Below are 17,358 nucleotides of genomic sequence, written 5' to 3'. Positions count from 1 at the left end.
AAAAATGGCAGGTAATAACCAGTTTCCAATGACATTACTATTCTGTGAACTGCTATTTTTAATTGATTATTAGCTATTTGTTATATCTTGTAAGCCCTAAAAACGTGTTAAGTAAATCATTAAGTATTTGCACACGATTTGGTTATTACTATTTTTGCTCGATGTTTTTTAAGAAATCAATGTTTTTACTCCGTAAATTTTATCCTATTGTAACTATAGGGCTAATTTCTATTGTCTTTATTTCATGCGACGGTCTTTTTAAGAAAGATGAAGAAAAAAAGGTCATTGCTAGAGTGGGGGAGTCTTTTTTGTATCAAGATGATTTAGCTCCGCTATTAACTGAAAATATGACCAAAGGCGATAGTGCTTCTTTTGCTATCAACTATATAAACAATTGGGCATCTAAGCAATTGTTGTTATCAAAGGCTAAGATTAATTTATCTGAAGAAAAACTGGCAGAATATAATGCCTTGGTAGATGATTATAGAACTGAATTGTACACGAGTGTCTATAAAGAGGCTTTGGTAGCGCAGGCAACCGATTCAGTTATTACAGATGAGCAATTAAATACGTTTTACGACAATGCCAAAGAGAATTTTAAACTGAAAGAAAGAATTGCAAGAATACGTTTTGTGGCTCTGCCGAAAGGTTTTTTAGATCAAGATGAGGTCGGTAAGCGATTAAAAAGATTTAAAAAAGATGACATTCGATATTTAGATTCTATTGGCGTTCAGTTTACTAAATTGAATTTTAATGATTCTATTTGGGTGCGTTACAATAGAATATTTGAAGAAATACCTCCGATAACGGCAGACAATGCCAATAAGTACTTAAAAAATTCACAATTTTTTGAATTGGAGGATTCAATCGGGGTATATTTGGGAAAAATAGAGGAAACCAAAGATGTTAACGACATAGCACCTTTGTCCTTTATTAAGCCTACAATTGAACAAGTATTATTGAGTCGTAGAAAAATGGATTACCTGCGCAAATTAGAAACTGAATTACTAGATGAAGCAATCAAGGATAATGAATTTGAAGTTTTCGAAAACAAAAAATAGTATTTACATAGGCGCAGTTTTACTGTTCTCAGGTATTGCAACAGCGCAAGATTCTATACCAAGTGTTTCGGCTAATGAAGCTGAACCAATTGAAGATATAGCAGAAGTAGCTCCAGTAAAGAAAGACTCATCAATTAATTTCAATAGAATTAAACTAGATGGTATAGCAGCAGTTGTTGGCGATTATGTAATCTTAGATTCTGATATTGAAAAAACACTTATTGACCTTAAAAGTCAAGGTGCATCTACAGAAGATATTACCCATTGCGGACTTTTAGGTAAGTTGATGGAAGATCGTTTATACGCTAACCAGGCAGTTCAAGATAGTATCTTGGTTTCAGATGATGAGGTAAACGCTACTGGTGATCGACAATTACAATCTTTGGTACAACAAATTGGTTCAATGGACAAGGTTTTGAAGTACTATAAGAAAACCGACGAAGCTAGTTTTAGAGAAGAACTTTATAAGATTAATAAACTGCGTATGCTATCTGAGCGTATGCAACAAGACATTATTAAAGAGATTGAAATTACACCTGAAGAGGTTCGTCAGTTCTTTAATAGGATTCCTGAAGATGAGCGCCCGGTATTTGGTGCTGAGTTAGAAATTGCACAAATTACAAAAGAGCCAAAACCATCTGAAGAAGAAAAGCAAAAGGTTATAGATAAGTTGAATCAGATTAAGGCAGATGTTGATGATAATGATTCTAGCTTTAGTGTAAAGGCTATTTTATATTCTCAAGATCCCGGTTCTAAGTCAAAAGGAGGGTTTTATAGTATTACGAAAGATACCGGTTTTGATAAGAAGTTTAAAGATGTCGCTTTTAGCTTAAGAGAAGGTGAAGTTTCTGAGCCATTTGAAAGTGCTTTTGGTTACCATATAATTTATATCGAAAAGATTAGAGGGCAAGAGCTAGATTTAAGACACATTTTGGTTATACCAGAAATATCGCAAAATGTATTGGATGAAGCGAAAGCGGAGTTGGATAGTATTCGTAAGAAAATTATTAGTGAAGAATTTACTTTTGCAGAGGCAGCTTTAAATTTCTCTGATGAGAAGGAAACGAAATTTGATGGTGGTTTACTGCGTAACCCTATAAACTTTGATTCTAAATTTGAGTTGACTAAAATGGATCCTATGTTGTACAACCAAGTTCAGAACTTGAAGGATAATGAAATTACTTACCCTGTATTAGAAGAAGATCCAAGAGGTGGGGCACCGAAATATAAAATTTTGAAAATCACCAACAGGTATGATGAGCATGTTGCCGATTTCTCTAAAGATTATACAAAAATTCAAGAATTAGCACTTACTGAAAAGAAATATAACGCCATTAAAAAATGGATGGATGAGCATATAGAAGATACCTATATTAGTGTTAACGATGAGAACAAAGATTGTGAGTTCGCTAATAACTGGGTAAAAGAATAAATATATGTCAGACGTTGCAGCAATAGAACGCCTAGTAGTAAAACATGCTGAGCTTAAAAAGGAAATAGCCAAGATCATTGTAGGTCAAGATGAGGTTATTGAACAGATTCTGCTTTCTATTTACACAGGTGGTCACTCATTGTTGATCGGCGTGCCAGGTTTGGCAAAAACATTAATGGTGAATACCATTGCCCAAGCCATAGGTCTTGACTTTAAGAGAATACAATTTACACCAGATTTAATGCCAAGTGATATTCTTGGTAGCGAAGTATTGGACCAGAACAGAAACTTTAAGTTTATAAAAGGGCCTATATTTTCAAATATTGTTTTGGCAGATGAGATCAATAGGACTCCGCCTAAAACTCAAGCAGCTCTTTTAGAAGCTATGCAAGAACGCGCGGTAACCATTGCTGGTCATCAACATAAATTAGATTTACCATATTTTGTATTGGCAACGCAAAACCCAATTGAGCAGGAGGGGACTTACCCTTTGCCTGAAGCGCAATTAGATCGTTTCATGTTCGCTATAGAGTTAAAATACCCATCTATAGCCGAAGAAATTCAAGTGGTTAAAAATACGACTGCAGATAGAAAGCAAGTGGTTAACCCATTATTTAATTCACAAGATATTATTGCTATTCAAGACTTGGTTCGTAGAATACCAGTTGCAGATAATGTTGTCGAGTATGCGGTAAAATTGGTAAATAGTACAAGACCTAACTTAGACTCAGCCTCAGATTACGTAAAACAATATTTAGATTGGGGAGCAGGACCAAGAGCATCTCAAAATCTAATTTTAGGGGCAAAGGCAAATGCTGCCATTCATGGTAAGTTCTCTCCAGACATAGAAGATGTACATGCCGTTGTTAAAGGTATACTACGTCATCGTATCATTAAAAACTACAAAGCAGAGGCAGAAGGTATTAGTGAAGAGGATATTATTGATAGGTTACTCTAAAAATCAACCACTTTTCTACATTTTTCTAAAGAATTAAACAAAATGGCTATCATTATTGTTTGATATCTACGCACTTTCTGCATCTTTTGAGAAAAAGTAGCTAATCATACTTATTTAATTTTAAATGCGTTCTATATTACGTAATTTTACGGAATTGCGTTAACTTAAATATTAATTAACAGATGACATTTGACATTGGTAAGTTTAGAAGATTGTACATTGTTCTTATTCAATAAAGTATATTCTTAAAATCAATTCAATCTGTTAATTTGTAGTTATAATGATTCTCATTTCATCGACAAATCTTCAGAAAGAAATAAGAAATCGAACTACTTGTCTGCATCCAAATTAACAAACAAATTACTTTTTAATGAGCATTTATAAAGATTACCTTAAGGAGATCGAAGAACGTAAAAGTCAAGGTCTTCACCCAAAGCCAATTGATGGTGCTGAATTACTTAGCAAAATTATTGAGCAAATTAAAGATATAGACAACGAGTATAGAGAGGATTCTCTTAACTTTTTTATCTATAACGTTTTACCTGGTACCACTAGTGCTGCTGGTGTTAAAGCTAAATTTTTAAAAGAAATAGTTCTTGGTGAATCAGTGGTAAAAGAGATTACTCCTGCTTTTGCTCTTGAACAATTATCTCATATGAAGGGTGGACCTTCGGTAGAAGTGTTGTTAGATTTGGCGTTAGGAAATGATACAGCTATAGCTACTGAGGCTTTAAAAGTATTGAAAACGCAAGTTTTCTTGTACGAAGCAGATACTGAGCAATTAGAAAAAGCGTATAAAGAAGGAAATGCAATCGCTAAAGAATTGATAGAGAGTTATGCTCAAGCAGAATTCTTTACAAAATTACCAGAGATTGATGAAGAAATAGAAATCGTAACTTTTGTTGCAGGTATCGGTGATATCTCTACAGATTTATTATCTCCAGGCGCAGATGCACATTCAAGATCAGATCGTGAATTACATGGTCAATGTATGTTTGAGCATAATAAGGATCAGCAAAACGAATTATTGGCATTAAAAAAGAAACATCCTAATAAAAGAGTGATGTTAATTGCCGATAAAGGAACTATGGGAGTAGGGTCTTCAAGAATGTCTGGTGTAAATAACGTTGCGCTATGGACAGGGATTCCTTTTAGTAAATATGTACCATTTATTAATTATGCTCCAGTAATTGCAGGTACTAACGGTATCGCTCCAATTTTCTTAACGACTGTTGGTGTAACGGGTGGTATTGGAATTGATTTAAAAAACTGGGTAAAGCAAAAAGATGCTGACGGAAACACTGTAATAGATGCAGATGGAGAAGCAATCTTAAAAGAAGAATATTCTGTAGCTACAGGAACAGTGTTTACTATCAATACAAAAACAAAAGAATTATTTAAAGACGGTAAAGTAGTAAAAGATATCTCAACGGCTTTAACTCCTCCAAAACAGGAGTTTATTAAAGCAGGAGGGTCTTATGCCGTAGTTTTCGGTAAAAAATTACAAACTTTTGCTTGTAAAGTTTTAGGAATAGATGTTCCTCAAGTGTATGCAGAAGCAAAAGAAGTTTCTATTGACGGACAAGGTTTAACTGCTGTCGAAAAAATATTTAACAGAAATGCAGTAGGTTCTACTCCGGGTAAAACATTACATGCAGGTTCAAACGTAAGAGTTGAAGTGAACATTGTAGGTTCTCAAGATACTACAGGTTTAATGACCTCTCAAGAATTAGAGATGATGGCTGCAACGGTTATTTCTCCTATTGTTGATTGTGGTTACCAATCAGGGTGTCATACAGCTTCCGTTTGGGATGATAAGTCAAAGGCTAATATTCCAAGATTAATGAGGTTTATGAATGACTTCGGGTTAGTTACGGCACGTGACCCTAAAGGGAAGTACCACGCAATGACTGACGTTATTCATAAAGTATTGAATGACCTTGCTGTTGATGATTGGGATGTAATCATAGGTGGAGATTCACATACACGTATGGCTAAAGGTGTTGCCTTTGGTGCAGATTCAGGAACAGTTGCTTTAGCATTAGCTACAGGTGAAGCTACAATGCCTATTCCAGAATCGGTAAAAGTTACCTTTAAAGGTGAAATGAAAGCTTATATGGATTTCCGTGATGTGGTTCACGCCACACAGCAACAAATGCTAACCCAATTTGACGGAGAGAATGTTTTTCAAGGGAAAATAATTGAAGTTCATATTGGTACCTTAACTTCAGATCAAGCGTTTACGTTTACAGACTGGACTGCTGAAATGAAAGCAAAAGCATCTATTTGTATTTCGGAAGACGATACTTTGATTGAATCATTAGAAATCTCAAGAGATCGTATTCAAATTATGATTGATAAAGGGATGGATAATCCTAAACAAGATCTCAAAGGATTAGTTGATAAGGCAAATAACCGTATCACAGAAATTAAAACGGGAATTAAATCGGCATTAAGACCAGACGCAGACGCTAAATATTCTGCAGAAGTAGTTATCGATTTGGATATGATTGTTGAGCCAATGATTGCTGATCCAGATGTAAATAACGAAGATGTATCTAAACGTTATACACACGATAACATTAGACCTTTATCTTATTACGGAGGAACTAAACAAGTGGATTTAGGATTTATTGGATCATGTATGATTCATAAAGGAGACATGCAGATTTTAGCTCAAATGTTAAAGAACATTGAGAAACAACAAGGAAAAGTTGAGTTTAAAGCTCCTTTAGTTGTTGCGCCTCCTACATATAATATTGTTGATGAGTTAAAGGCAGAAGGAGACTGGGCAGTTTTAGAAAAATACGCTGGTTTCGAATTTAATGACGATGCACCTAAAGGAGCAGCTCGTTTGAAGTATGAAAACATGCTATACTTAGAGCGTCCAGGTTGTAACTTATGTATGGGTAACCAAGAAAAAGCTGAGCCAGGAGATACGGTAATGGCTACTTCTACACGTTTATTTCAAGGTAGAGTTGTAAAAGATACAGGTGAGAAAAAAGGAGAATCTTTATTGTCATCTACTCCAGTTGTAGTCTTGTCTACTATTTTAGGTAGAACTCCTACTTTAGAAGAATACCAAGCTGCAGTTGATGGTATTGTACTTACTAAGTTCAAGCCTTCGAGTAAATTATTGGTTGTATAATTAAAAGAAATAATTATTTCATATTAAAAATGCCTGAGTTAAACCTCAGGCATTTTTTGTTTTAATTTATATAAATTAGATAATTAACATTTTATACCTCAGTCATATTCATAGCTGACTTTATACTGCATTTTTCCAATCTAAAAGAATTTGCTTAGCAAATTTTTCGCATTGATTTAAAGTGTCTTTTATATGGTCTAATGTCGTGTCAGGATTAATTAAACACATTCTAATAACCACTTGATTTTGTAAAACTGTTGTTACTAACAGTGCTTCTCTCGAAGCTACAACTCTTGCTGAAATTTCTTGATTTAATTTATCTAATTGCGCTTCAGTTAATTTTATTTTTAAAGGATTGTATCTAAAATTAATAATAGCTAAAGTTGCTAATGAAACAATTTCCCAATTACCGCTTTCTCTTAATAGATCCTCAGTTTTATCAGCTAGGTCAATATTGTAAGAAATAGCTTGTTTAAAAGCGTCTAAACCATATGTTTTTATTGACATGTAAAATTTTAAAGCTCTAAATCTTCTAGTTAATTGAATACCATAATCATAAAAATTAATTTCTGATTCGTTACCTTCTATATCTCTTAAGTACTCTGGTTTCTCGCTAAAAGTATTACTTAGCCAAGATGCATCTCTTACCAATAGGCACCCAATCTCATAAGGTTGAAAAAACCACTTATGTGGATCTACGGTTAAAGAATCTGCACGCTCAATACCCTGTAATGCCTTACTTCCTTTATCTGATAGTATAGCAGCTGCGCCATAGGCACCATCAATATGAAACCAGAGATTTTCTTTTTCACAAATATCTGCTAACGTGTCTAATGGGTCTACGGTTCCCGTATTTGTGGTTCCGGCAGAAGCCATAATGCAAAATGGTTTTCTACCTTCTATTTTATCTTTTGCGATTTCATTTTTAAGTTTATTAATGCTTATTTTAAATTCTAAATCTGTAGGTATTATTTTAATCTGTTCTTTCTTAAAACCTAAAACCCTAATTGCTTTAATGTTAGAAGAATGTGCTTGGTCTGATAAGTATATAATCGCATTAGAAAAATCGTCACCACATTTTATTCTTCGTGCTGTAACTAGTGCAGTTAAATTTGCCATTGAACCTCCACTTGTGAAAATACCGCCGCCTTTTTTTACGGGGAAACTAAACATTTTCAATAACCAATTTAATGTAACGATTTCTAATTCTGCTGCTGCCGGGCCAATTATCCATCCACCAGAAAAGATATTAAAACCTGTTGCTAAAGAATCTGAAATTGCACTTATGTAATTACTTGGTCCGGGCACAAAAGAAAATGATTTTGGATGACCAGAAATATTAGAGTTGGGTATTACATTATCCATAACAAAGTCTAACACTTTATCTGCTGGCATTCCTTTATCTGGCGCTTCTTGTAAGAATATAGAATCCATTTCTTTCCTAGAAGCTTTACTTACTGGGTTTTTACTTTCGATTTCTGTATAATGCTCAACAATTAAGTCTACAATTTTATAACCATAAGATTGCATTTCTTCTTTTGATAAGTGAAAAGGTGATTTCATGAAATTTATAATTTGGTGTAAAGTACATGAAGTTTAAATCATATAAAAGTTTGTATTAATTAAGATGAATTATAGTGGTGATAAATGTTCATTTCATAAAATCTCATTCAATTATTATACGAAATACCAACTTTGTATAAAGGTCTTAAGTCAGTAGGTATATTAAATAATATTATTTTAGAATATTAAGTGGCTTATTACTAATACAAGGGGACTAAATATTTACTTTTTATAATCATTCTTAATTTCATATGCGCTCTTAAAATCACTGTACATTTTGTATCTTGTACAGATAAGATAGATTAACAATATTTATAAATAGATTTTATGGCTTTTGACATAGATATGATTAAAAAAGTTTACGCTTCCATGTCGGAACGTGTGGACAAGGCAAGAGAGGTCGTGGGTAAACCGCTTACTCTTTCAGAAAAGATTTTATATTCTCATTTATGGGAAGGTAGCCCGACTAAACCATTTACAAGAGGTAAAGACTATGTAGATTTTGCTCCCGATCGTATCGCTTGTCAAGATGCTACGGCTCAAATGGCTTTATTGCAGTTTATGCAAGCGGGTAAGCCAAAGGTTGCAGTGCCAACTACGGTTCATTGTGATCACTTAATACAGGCTAAAAGTGGTGCTACTGCTGATTTAAAATCGGCGAACACAACAAGTGCAGAAGTTTTTGATTTCTTAGAGTCTGTTTCTAATAAATACGGAATTGGTTTCTGGAAACCAGGTGCAGGTATTATTCACCAAGTTGTATTGGAGAATTATGCTTTTCCTGGTGGAATGATGATCGGTACCGATTCGCACACTGTAAATGCAGGTGGTCTAGGTATGGTCGCTATTGGTGTTGGTGGTGCAGATGCTGTTGATGTTATGGCAGGTATGGCTTGGGAACTTAAATTCCCTAAACTTATTGGTGTAAAGTTAACTGGAACTATTTCTGGATGGACAGCACCAAAAGATGTGATATTAAAAGTTGCCGAAATTCTTACCGTTAAAGGAGGAACAGGAGCAATCGTTGAATACTTTGGTTCAGGTGCAAAATCTTTATCTTGTACAGGTAAGGGTACAATTTGTAACATGGGTGCAGAGATAGGGGCAACAACTTCTACTTTTGGTTACGATGAATCTATGGAGCGTTATTTAAGAGCTACAGATAGAGCTGATATTGCTGATGCTGCAAATAAGGTAAAAGAGTATTTAACTGCAGATGATGAGGTTTATGCAAACCCTGAGCAATATTTTGATGAGGTTATTGAGATTAACTTGACTGAATTAACTCCATTATTGAATGGTCCTTTTACGCCAGATTTATCTACGAAAGTTGGTAAAGATATGACAGAGAAGGCTACATCTCACGAATGGCCCTTAGCTGTTGAATGGGGATTAATTGGTTCTTGTACTAACTCTTCTTATGAAGATTTATCAAGAGCTTCTTCAATCGCACAACAAGCCATTGATAAAGGAATTAAAATGAAGTCTGAATTAGGAATTAATCCTGGTTCTGAACAAGTACGATATACGGCAGACCGTGACGGTATTCTTGGAATATTCGAGAAATTGGATGCTAAGATTTTCACGAACGCTTGCGGACCATGTATTGGTCAATGGGCACGTTACAGTGATCCTAAAAATGCACCGAAGAACAGTATTGTTCATTCATTCAATAGAAACTTTGCAAAACGTGCAGATGGTAATCCAAATACCCATGCATTTGTAGCTTCGCCAGAAATTACAGCGGCAATTGCAATTGCAGGAAGATTAGACTTTAATCCGATGACGGATAAGCTAATCAATGAAAAAGGAGAAGAAGTAATGTTCGATGAGCCTACAGGTTGGGAATTGCCTCCTAAAGGTTTTGCAGTAGAAGATGCTGGTTTTCTTGCACCTGACGAAGATGGGTCTGGTGTAGAAGTTAAAGTTGCTTCAGATTCTGAACGTTTACAATTGTTAGAGCCATTTACGCCTATAAAAGACGAAAGTTTAATGGGTGCTAAATTGTTAATTAAAGCATTTGGAAAATGTACTACAGATCATATCTCTATGGCAGGACCATGGTTACGTTTTCGTGGACATTTAGATAATATTTCTAATAATTGTTTAATTGGTGCTGTTAACGCATTCGGTCATAAGACCAATTTGGTTAAAAATCAATTGAACGGTGAATTTGCTGGTGTGCCAGATACCGCGCGAGCTTACAAAGCAGCAGGTATTAGAAGTATCGTTGTTGGCGATCATAATTATGGTGAAGGTTCTTCACGTGAGCATGCCGCAATGGAGCCACGTCATTTAGGTGTTGCTGCTGTAATTGTAAAGTCATTTGCACGTATACACGAAACAAACCTTAAAAAGCAAGGTATGTTAGGCTTGACTTTTGCAAATGAAAGCGATTATGACCTTATTCAGGAAGATGATACATTTAATTTTATAGATATAGCAGAGTTTGCTCCAGATAAGCAGTTAACCGTTGAGGTTGTTCATGCAGATGGTAGTAAAGATGTAATCAAAGTAAACCATACTTATAATGCCGCACAAATTGGGTGGTATAGAGAAGGTTCAGCTTTAAACGTTATTAAGAGGGAAAACGCCTCATAATTCAACAACTCAAAATTTGTAAGGAAAACTCCTGATATTAATCAGGAGTTTTTTAGTTTTGACCCCTATTTAACTTTTATGACCAAACAAACGGTTTTTACCTTATTGATTATTGCTTTTGTAATTTCTTTTTTCGTTACCCCTTTGGGTGATTATAGCAAGATTTTTCTTAACAGAGTGTTTGCCACTTCCCCGACAATTATAAAATCTGAAAATCGAGGTAAGATTGCAGATTATGATTGGAAGTTAAAAGATCAGAATTGGAAGTTTTTTAATTTTGATGAGGCAAAGGGTAAGGTTGTATTCATTACTTTTTGGACTTCATGGCATATGCCTTCTCAGGCGCAGTTAAAAGACGTACAATACCTTTATGATACTTATGGTGACAAGATGAAGTTTTACGTAATTACGAACGAAGAACGAGCTCCTGTAGAACTTTTTGTGGATGAGAAAGGGTATACTTTCCCGGTAACCTATCAAATAATTGGTGAGCCAAGTCCTATTTCATTATTAAAACCACCAGGCTCTTATCTAATTGATAAAAAGGGTTCTATAGTAATTCACCAAAATGCTATTGCTGATTGGGATAATGAAAAAGTTGATAAACTTATAAATCAACTTATAGCAGAATAAATTGCTTGTAGTTTTACTAATTACTATTTCTTAAAATACTTAAAAGGTACAAACAGCATACCGAAGCATTCGCCATCGCCTTTGCCAATATGTTTGTGATGCATTTTATGAGCTCTTCTCACACCTCTACTATACCAGTTATTCGCATTTCTAAAAAGCTTAAAGCGTTGGTGTATAAAAATATCATGTACCAAGAAATAAGCGATTCCGTAAGCTAAAATACCAAAACCTAACGGGTAGCCATACCAGAAACCTGTTGTGCCTGAGTAGAATAAAGACATACTTACAATCGCATAAAAAATGAAGAATAAATCATTTCTTTCAAACCACGAATCGTGGTCCTTTTTATGATGATCTTTATGTAAGCTCCATAGAAAACCATGCATTACATATTTATGCGTAAACCACGCCATGAATTCCATAAACAAGAATGTTCCTAGAAAAATTAATATTCCAATAACTATATTCATTATACCAAGTTCATTTTAAATTTAACATAAGAACGCGCAAGTAGTCCAAATTTCTGATAATTTGGCACTCTAATTCGTGCATTCTTTATTTCTAAAGATGGTGTACTTTGTAATTTTTTCAACAGTTTATAATAATATTTATACGCTGTATATACTCCGAATTTTGCATCTGTAGGCAAATTTACAATTCCTTCATATCCTTTTTTGAAATCTGCCTTTATTTCTTCAACGATACGTTTTTTAGAGGCTTCGTCTAATTCCTTCAAGTTCGTATTTGGAAAATAGGATCTATTCAATTCCTCAAAATCAGCTTTTACATCTCTTAAAAAATTCACTTTTTGAAAGGCAGAACCTAATGCCATTGCCGATTCTTTTAGTCGGTTATACTCTTCAACATCACCCTTAACAAAAACCTGAAGACACATTAAGCCAACAACATCTGCAGAGCCATATATGTATTCTTTATATTCTGCATCGGTTCGGTAGATGTTTTTTACCAAATCCATTCGCATACTTTTCATAAACGAATCTACCAAATGCTTAGGTATATTGTAGGTATGATAGGTATGTTGAAAAGAGTTTAAAATAGGATTAAGACTTATTTTATCTCGTAAAGAAGCTTCAAGTTCTTCTTCGAACTTATCAAAAAGAATTTCTTTGTCATAATCATGAAAGGTGTCTACAATTTCATCTGCAAAACGAACAAAACCATATATATTATAGATATGACCACGTATAGATGAGTGCAACATCTTGGTGGCTAATGCGAAGGAAGTACTGTATCGTTTGGTAACAATCTTACTGCATTGATATGAAACTTGATCAAAAGTATCTTTCATAGGTTAACTAATTATCTTTTATAATTAATTCTGACACTAACTTACCGGAGATTAAAGCGGGTGGCACACCGGGACCAGGTACAGTCAGTTGTCCTGTAAAATATAAATCAACTACTTTTTTACTTCTTAAATTTGGTCTCAAAAATGCGGTCTGTGTTAACGTATTCGCCATACCATACGCATTGCCTTTGTATGAATTGTATCGTTCCACAAAGTCATTTACACAGAATGTTTCTTTGAATATAATATTTTTTCTAATGTCTTGCCCTGTTCTTTTTTCAAAACGATCCATTATTAAATCAAAATATTGACTTCTCAATGCTTCGGTATCTTCAAGAGCAGTAGCAATTGGTACTAGAAAAAATGCTGTTTCGCAACCATCGGGTGCCATACTTGCATCTGTTAGAGATGGAAAATTAGCATAGAATAAAGGGTTTGTTGGCCATTTTGGACTGTCGTAAATTTCTTTAGCGTGTAGCTCAAAATCTGTATCAAAAAATAGGTTATGATGCTCAACGTTTTTTAGTTTCGTATCCAGCCCTATGTAAAATAATAATGAAGATGGGGCAAATACCTTTTTATCCCAATAGTTTTGAGAATATTGCTGGTACTTTTCATCTAATAGGCTTTCTGAGTGATGGTAATCTGCTCCACTTAAAACTACATCTGCGAGATGAGTTTCTCCATTGCACGTAACTCCGTTTGCTTTACCGTTGGTTACTTGAATTTTTTCAACCGGCGAATTAGTGTTTATTTTAACACCGAGTTCTTTTGCAAGACTCTCCATAGCCTTAATTACTTCATACATACCACCCTTTGGATGCCATGTACCTAAGCCAAAATCTGCAAAATTCATGAAATTATAGAACGACGGAGTATTGCTAGGTTTAGCGCCAAGAAACAAAACAGGGAATTCTAAGGTAGATACCAATTTCGGATTTTTAAAAGACTTACGTACTTGCGAACTAATAGTTTTAAAAAATTGGTCAACTTTTAAAATTGTTTCTTTCGTTACCAATTCTAAAGGGGAAAGTCCCGGTCTTAGAACTACTTTGTTAATGGCAATATCATAATTTTCTTGTGCTTTATCGATAAACTTTTTTAATGCTTTTGAGCTGCCAGGTTCTATTCTTTCAAACTCCTCACAAATTTTATCCATACTATCACCAATGGTGATAATATCGTCACTAAAGAATATTTTATAAGCAGGACTCAGCTTATCTAGTTGGTAATAGTCTGATGTTTGTTTATTGAAATCGGCAAAAAACTTATCAAAAATATCTGGCATCCAATACCAACTCGGACCCATATCAAACGTAAAGCCGTCTTTTATGAATTGAGAAGCTCTACCGCCTACAGTGTCATTTTTCTCATATATAGAAACATCCCAGCCAGCTTTTGCCAAGTAACATGCCGCTGATAGTGAAGAAAAACCAGAACCAATTACTATGCAACTTTTATTCATTTGTATCAAAGAGATTATAAATTGTTAACCAGGTTATCGATGGAAGTAAACGTTCTACAAAATTTAGGTTTTGTTGCCTCTTCAATAAAATTTGTTTGTCTTCCTAAAATCCAAAAATTAGGGTCGTTATATTCGGCAACAAGTTTAGAAAAATCTTCTAAGTATTTGTTAATCTTATCTTTTTCTGGGAAAACAGTGAAGTAGGAAACAAAATAGATGTCATCGAAATATTTTAATACATCTTCTAAGTTCTCCATAGGTATTGTTGGACCTAAATAAATACACTTATAACCTTTTAAGATAATCTCGTAATTAATATACAATAGTCCTATATCGTGTATTTCATTTTCAGGTAAAAAAGCCACAAATACTTTGTCCTTTTTTGTAGGTTCCAAATGTTGAAGCTTTTCGGTATTTAATAAAATCTTTTGTTTAATTAAACTACTCATAAAATGTTCATGAGCCGGACTAATAGTATCCGTTTGCCATAGCAATCCAAGTTCATTCAATAAAGGAACAAATGTCTCTTTAAAAATTTCTCTAAATGAATTTTCACTTAAAAGGGCATTATACGTATTAAAGAACATCGTTTGGTCAAAATTGACCATTGCTAATTTAAAAGCATTGATAGCTTGACTCTTATGACTGTGTTTTGCTACTATTTCGCGAACAACATATGGAATGTCTTTATCAGATATCTTGGCGATTTTAGATATTTTGTGTCCGTTATTATAGAGTAGTGTAACATTAAGTAGCTTCTGAAGGCTAGAGAGGCTATACGTTCTAATGTTTGTGTCGGTACGTTCAGGAGATAAAAGATTGTATCTTTTTTCCCAAATTCTGATAGTATGTGCTTTAATGCCAGAGAGGTTTTCAAGGTCTCTAATACTAAACTGTTTTTTTACATTGTTCATGTTTTCTGAAAAAGAATTAAACAAATCTACAATTTATTAGAATGTATTAGGGTACTTGATAGTTAAAATTATCAAAATAAAAAAAGGTTAGACCTAAATCTAACCTTTTGTGCCCACGACTGGATTCGAACCAGCACGTCCTTACGAACACTACCCCCTCAAGGTAGCATGTCTACCAATTTCACCACGTGGGCATACTTGAAGTATTATGAAGCGCAAATATAGAAACCTCTCATTCAATTTAAAATATATTAATGATTATTAATAAGGTAACTTTTCTATAATACTAACGATTTTTGATACTGGGTTGGTGTTAAGCCTTTTATCTTTTTAAATTTCTTATTAAAATTAGAAATGGAGTTGAAACCAGATAGGTCAGAAATCATATTAATATTTAGTTCTTTTTTAGAATTTAATAGCTGGCACGCATGTTCTACACGAAGCTCTATTAAGAATTGAAAAAATGTTTTATTGGTACGTTGTTTAAAAAAACGACAAAAGGCATTTGGGGTCATGTATGCCATTTTAGAAATGTCATCTAACAATATAGGCTGCTGAAAGTTCTTAAAAACAAAATCAAATATTTCTTGCAAGCGTTCCCCCTCATTAGAACTTAAGGTTTTAGCATAAATAAACTTGCTTAAAGGCTCTGTAGCTACTTTGCTTAATAATTCTAATAGCTCTAAAAACGATGTAAAGCGTTGTAGTTTTTGTAGAGATTGTAGTGCTAGGATTTGCTGTGTTAGTTGCTTTTTGTTTGACATTACTTTAAACCCAGAAGCGGTATTTGTAAAGAAAGATTGTAAATCTTTAAAATAGGGTAGCTGAAAGAAGTGCGCACCAAAGGTGCTATCGGTAAAGAAAACCGTAAGCATATGGGCATCTTTATTACTTGCAATACTTTTAAAAACATGAGGTAAATTACTTCCTATCACATAAATATCTCCTGTTGAAAAATGATGAATACTATCACCCACCAATAATTTGCCGTTACCGTTTATAATGTAGCTTATCTGTATTTCTTCATGTTGATGAAGCTTGTTATAAAAGATAGGTTCTTTATCTATTTGAACAATTAAATGCTCATCTATTGGTTTTGGTATTTTAAACGGGAAGACCTTCATATGCATCTAATTTAGCGGTATATATTGTAATAATATGATTAAGGTGGTAAAATAGTACCATGTGTAGGTAATATGAAAACAATTTATTTCTAATACTACCTGTAGATTTGGGTATCATCAAAAACAATATATAATGAGTATTTCATGGACAGGCGTTATGCCAGCGGTTACCACAAAATTTACAGATAAAGACGAACTTGATTTAGATATGTTCTCTATCAATATAAAGGCTCAATTAGATGCGGGAGTAAGCGGAATTATACTTGGCGGAACCTTAGGGGAGGCGAGTACATTGACCTATGAAGAGAAAAAGGTTTTAATGAAAGAAACCGTAAAATTGGTTAAAGGGCAGGTGCCGGTCATTATTAATATTGCCGAACAAACAACAAAAGGTGCTATTCATGCAGCTGAAGTTGCCGAAGAATGTGGTGCAACAGGGTTAATGATGCTACCACCAATGCGTTATAAAGCGAATGATCATGAAACGGTTACCTATTTTAAAGAAACGGCGAATAGTACCGATTTGCCTATCATGATTTATAATAACCCTATTGATTACGGAATTTTAGTAACTCTAGATATGTTAGAGGAACTTATGGTTTGCGATAATATACAGGCGGTAAAAGAATCGACGAGAGACATATCTAATATTACGCGTATAAAAACAAGATTCGGAGATAGACTAAATGTTTTAACTGGTGTAGATACTTTAGGCTTAGAAAGCACATTAATGGGTGCTGATGGATGGGTAGCTGGTTTGGTATGTGCTTTCCCTGCTGAAACTTGTGCTGTTTTCGAATTGGCAAGAGCCGGTAGAATTAAAGAAGCATTAGAAATATACAGATGGTTTTTACCATTGTTGGAGCTTGATATTAGTCCGCAATTAGTACAAAATATTAAAATGGCAGAAGTTGCAACTGGTATTGGTACCGAGAATGTTCGTGCGCCAAGGTTACCGTTAATTGGTGCTGAACGCGAAAGAGTAGCAGCGGTTATAAAACAAGGTATGGTTACAAGGCCAACATTGCCAGATTATAAAAGTATTAACTAGTTGAACCATTATTATATGCCCCACACGTTTACTGGGTATATACAGAAATGTAAAGAAAGAATCGAAATTTGTTTCGGCTTCTTTCTTTATTTTTGAGTA

Annotated in this window: 13 protein-coding genes and 1 tRNA gene; 7 read left to right on the top strand and 7 right to left on the bottom strand. The window is 34.2% G+C overall.

Going from position 1 to position 17,358, the window contains the following annotated elements; translation table 11 throughout:
* Positions 1 to 161: 161 nt before the first annotated feature.
* The 4 genes from Q0871_RS06680 (at position 162) to Q0871_RS06665 (ending at position 6,599) form a co-directional block, all read left to right on the top strand.
* Positions 162 to 1,061 (top strand): peptidyl-prolyl cis-trans isomerase, encoded by a 900-nt coding sequence (locus tag Q0871_RS06680; protein ID WP_299320010.1) that lies wholly within the window; start codon positions 162 to 164, stop codon positions 1,059 to 1,061.
* Positions 1,036 to 2,493 (top strand): peptidylprolyl isomerase, encoded by a 1,458-nt coding sequence (locus Q0871_RS06675; RefSeq protein ID WP_299320006.1) that lies wholly within the window; start codon positions 1,036 to 1,038, stop codon positions 2,491 to 2,493. The genes Q0871_RS06680 and Q0871_RS06675 overlap by 26 nt, the downstream gene beginning before the upstream one ends.
* Before the next feature lie 4 nt (positions 2,494 to 2,497).
* Positions 2,498 to 3,451, top strand: coding sequence for a MoxR family ATPase (locus Q0871_RS06670; RefSeq protein WP_299320003.1), 954 nt, complete (start codon positions 2,498 to 2,500; stop codon positions 3,449 to 3,451).
* A gap of 370 nt (positions 3,452 to 3,821) precedes the next feature.
* On the top strand, positions 3,822 to 6,599 hold the full coding sequence (locus Q0871_RS06665) for a bifunctional aconitate hydratase 2/2-methylisocitrate dehydratase (RefSeq protein WP_299320000.1): 2,778 nt from the start codon (positions 3,822 to 3,824) through the stop codon (positions 6,597 to 6,599).
* Positions 6,600 to 6,719: 120 nt separating this feature from the next.
* Here Q0871_RS06665 and Q0871_RS06660 read toward each other — a convergent pair whose 3' ends face one another.
* Positions 6,720 to 8,162 (bottom strand): aminotransferase class V-fold PLP-dependent enzyme, encoded by a 1,443-nt coding sequence (locus Q0871_RS06660; protein ID WP_299319998.1) that lies wholly within the window; start codon positions 8,160 to 8,162, stop codon positions 6,720 to 6,722.
* Between the two features lie 327 nt (positions 8,163 to 8,489).
* Here Q0871_RS06660 and Q0871_RS06655 point away from each other — a divergent pair, with 327 nt between their 5' ends.
* Together Q0871_RS06655 and Q0871_RS06650 are read left to right on the top strand one after the other, a co-directional pair.
* Positions 8,490 to 10,763: an aconitate hydratase gene (locus Q0871_RS06655; RefSeq protein ID WP_299319996.1), complete on the top strand. Its 2,274-nt coding sequence runs from the start codon at positions 8,490 to 8,492 to the stop codon at positions 10,761 to 10,763.
* A gap of 78 nt (positions 10,764 to 10,841) precedes the next feature.
* On the top strand, positions 10,842 to 11,396 hold the full coding sequence (locus tag Q0871_RS06650; RefSeq protein ID WP_299319994.1) for a TlpA disulfide reductase family protein: 555 nt from the start codon (positions 10,842 to 10,844) through the stop codon (positions 11,394 to 11,396).
* 23 nt (positions 11,397 to 11,419) lie between these two features.
* Here the strand turns inward: Q0871_RS06650 and Q0871_RS06645 are convergent, their stop codons facing one another.
* The 6 genes from Q0871_RS06645 to Q0871_RS06620 all read right to left on the bottom strand — a co-directional run bounded on the left by Q0871_RS06645 (position 11,420) and on the right by Q0871_RS06620 (position 16,208).
* Positions 11,420 to 11,866, bottom strand: a complete 447-nt coding sequence (locus tag Q0871_RS06645) for a sterol desaturase family protein (protein ID WP_299319991.1) — start codon at positions 11,864 to 11,866, stop codon at positions 11,420 to 11,422.
* Entirely contained in the window at positions 11,866 to 12,705 is an 840-nt protein-coding gene (locus tag Q0871_RS06640) for a phytoene/squalene synthase family protein (RefSeq protein WP_299319988.1), read from the bottom strand. The genes Q0871_RS06645 and Q0871_RS06640 overlap by 1 nt, the downstream gene beginning before the upstream one ends.
* A gap of 7 nt (positions 12,706 to 12,712) precedes the next feature.
* A complete protein-coding gene (locus Q0871_RS06635) occupies positions 12,713 to 14,170 on the bottom strand; it encodes an NAD(P)/FAD-dependent oxidoreductase (RefSeq protein WP_299319986.1) in 1,458 nt (485 codons plus the stop codon).
* Positions 14,171 to 14,184: 14 nt separating this feature from the next.
* A complete protein-coding gene (locus Q0871_RS06630) occupies positions 14,185 to 15,084 on the bottom strand; it encodes a MerR family transcriptional regulator (protein WP_299319982.1) in 900 nt (299 codons plus the stop codon).
* 110 nt (positions 15,085 to 15,194) lie between these two features.
* Positions 15,195 to 15,278, bottom strand: a tRNA-Leu gene (locus Q0871_RS06625).
* An 84-nt stretch (positions 15,279 to 15,362) separates the two neighbouring features.
* A complete protein-coding gene (locus Q0871_RS06620; protein ID WP_299319978.1) occupies positions 15,363 to 16,208 on the bottom strand; it encodes an AraC family transcriptional regulator in 846 nt (281 codons plus the stop codon).
* 133 nt (positions 16,209 to 16,341) lie between these two features.
* Between Q0871_RS06620 and Q0871_RS06615 the strand changes: the two genes are divergently transcribed.
* Positions 16,342 to 17,259 (top strand): dihydrodipicolinate synthase family protein, encoded by a 918-nt coding sequence (locus Q0871_RS06615; protein ID WP_299319975.1) that lies wholly within the window; start codon positions 16,342 to 16,344, stop codon positions 17,257 to 17,259.
* Positions 17,260 to 17,358 lie beyond the last annotated feature (99 nt).

Source organism: uncultured Maribacter sp. (assembly GCF_947500985.1).
Lineage (GTDB): Bacteria > Bacteroidota > Bacteroidia > Flavobacteriales > Flavobacteriaceae > Maribacter.
Note: the sequence above shows the minus strand (reverse complement) of the source record. Positions and strands in the feature narration are given on the sequence as shown.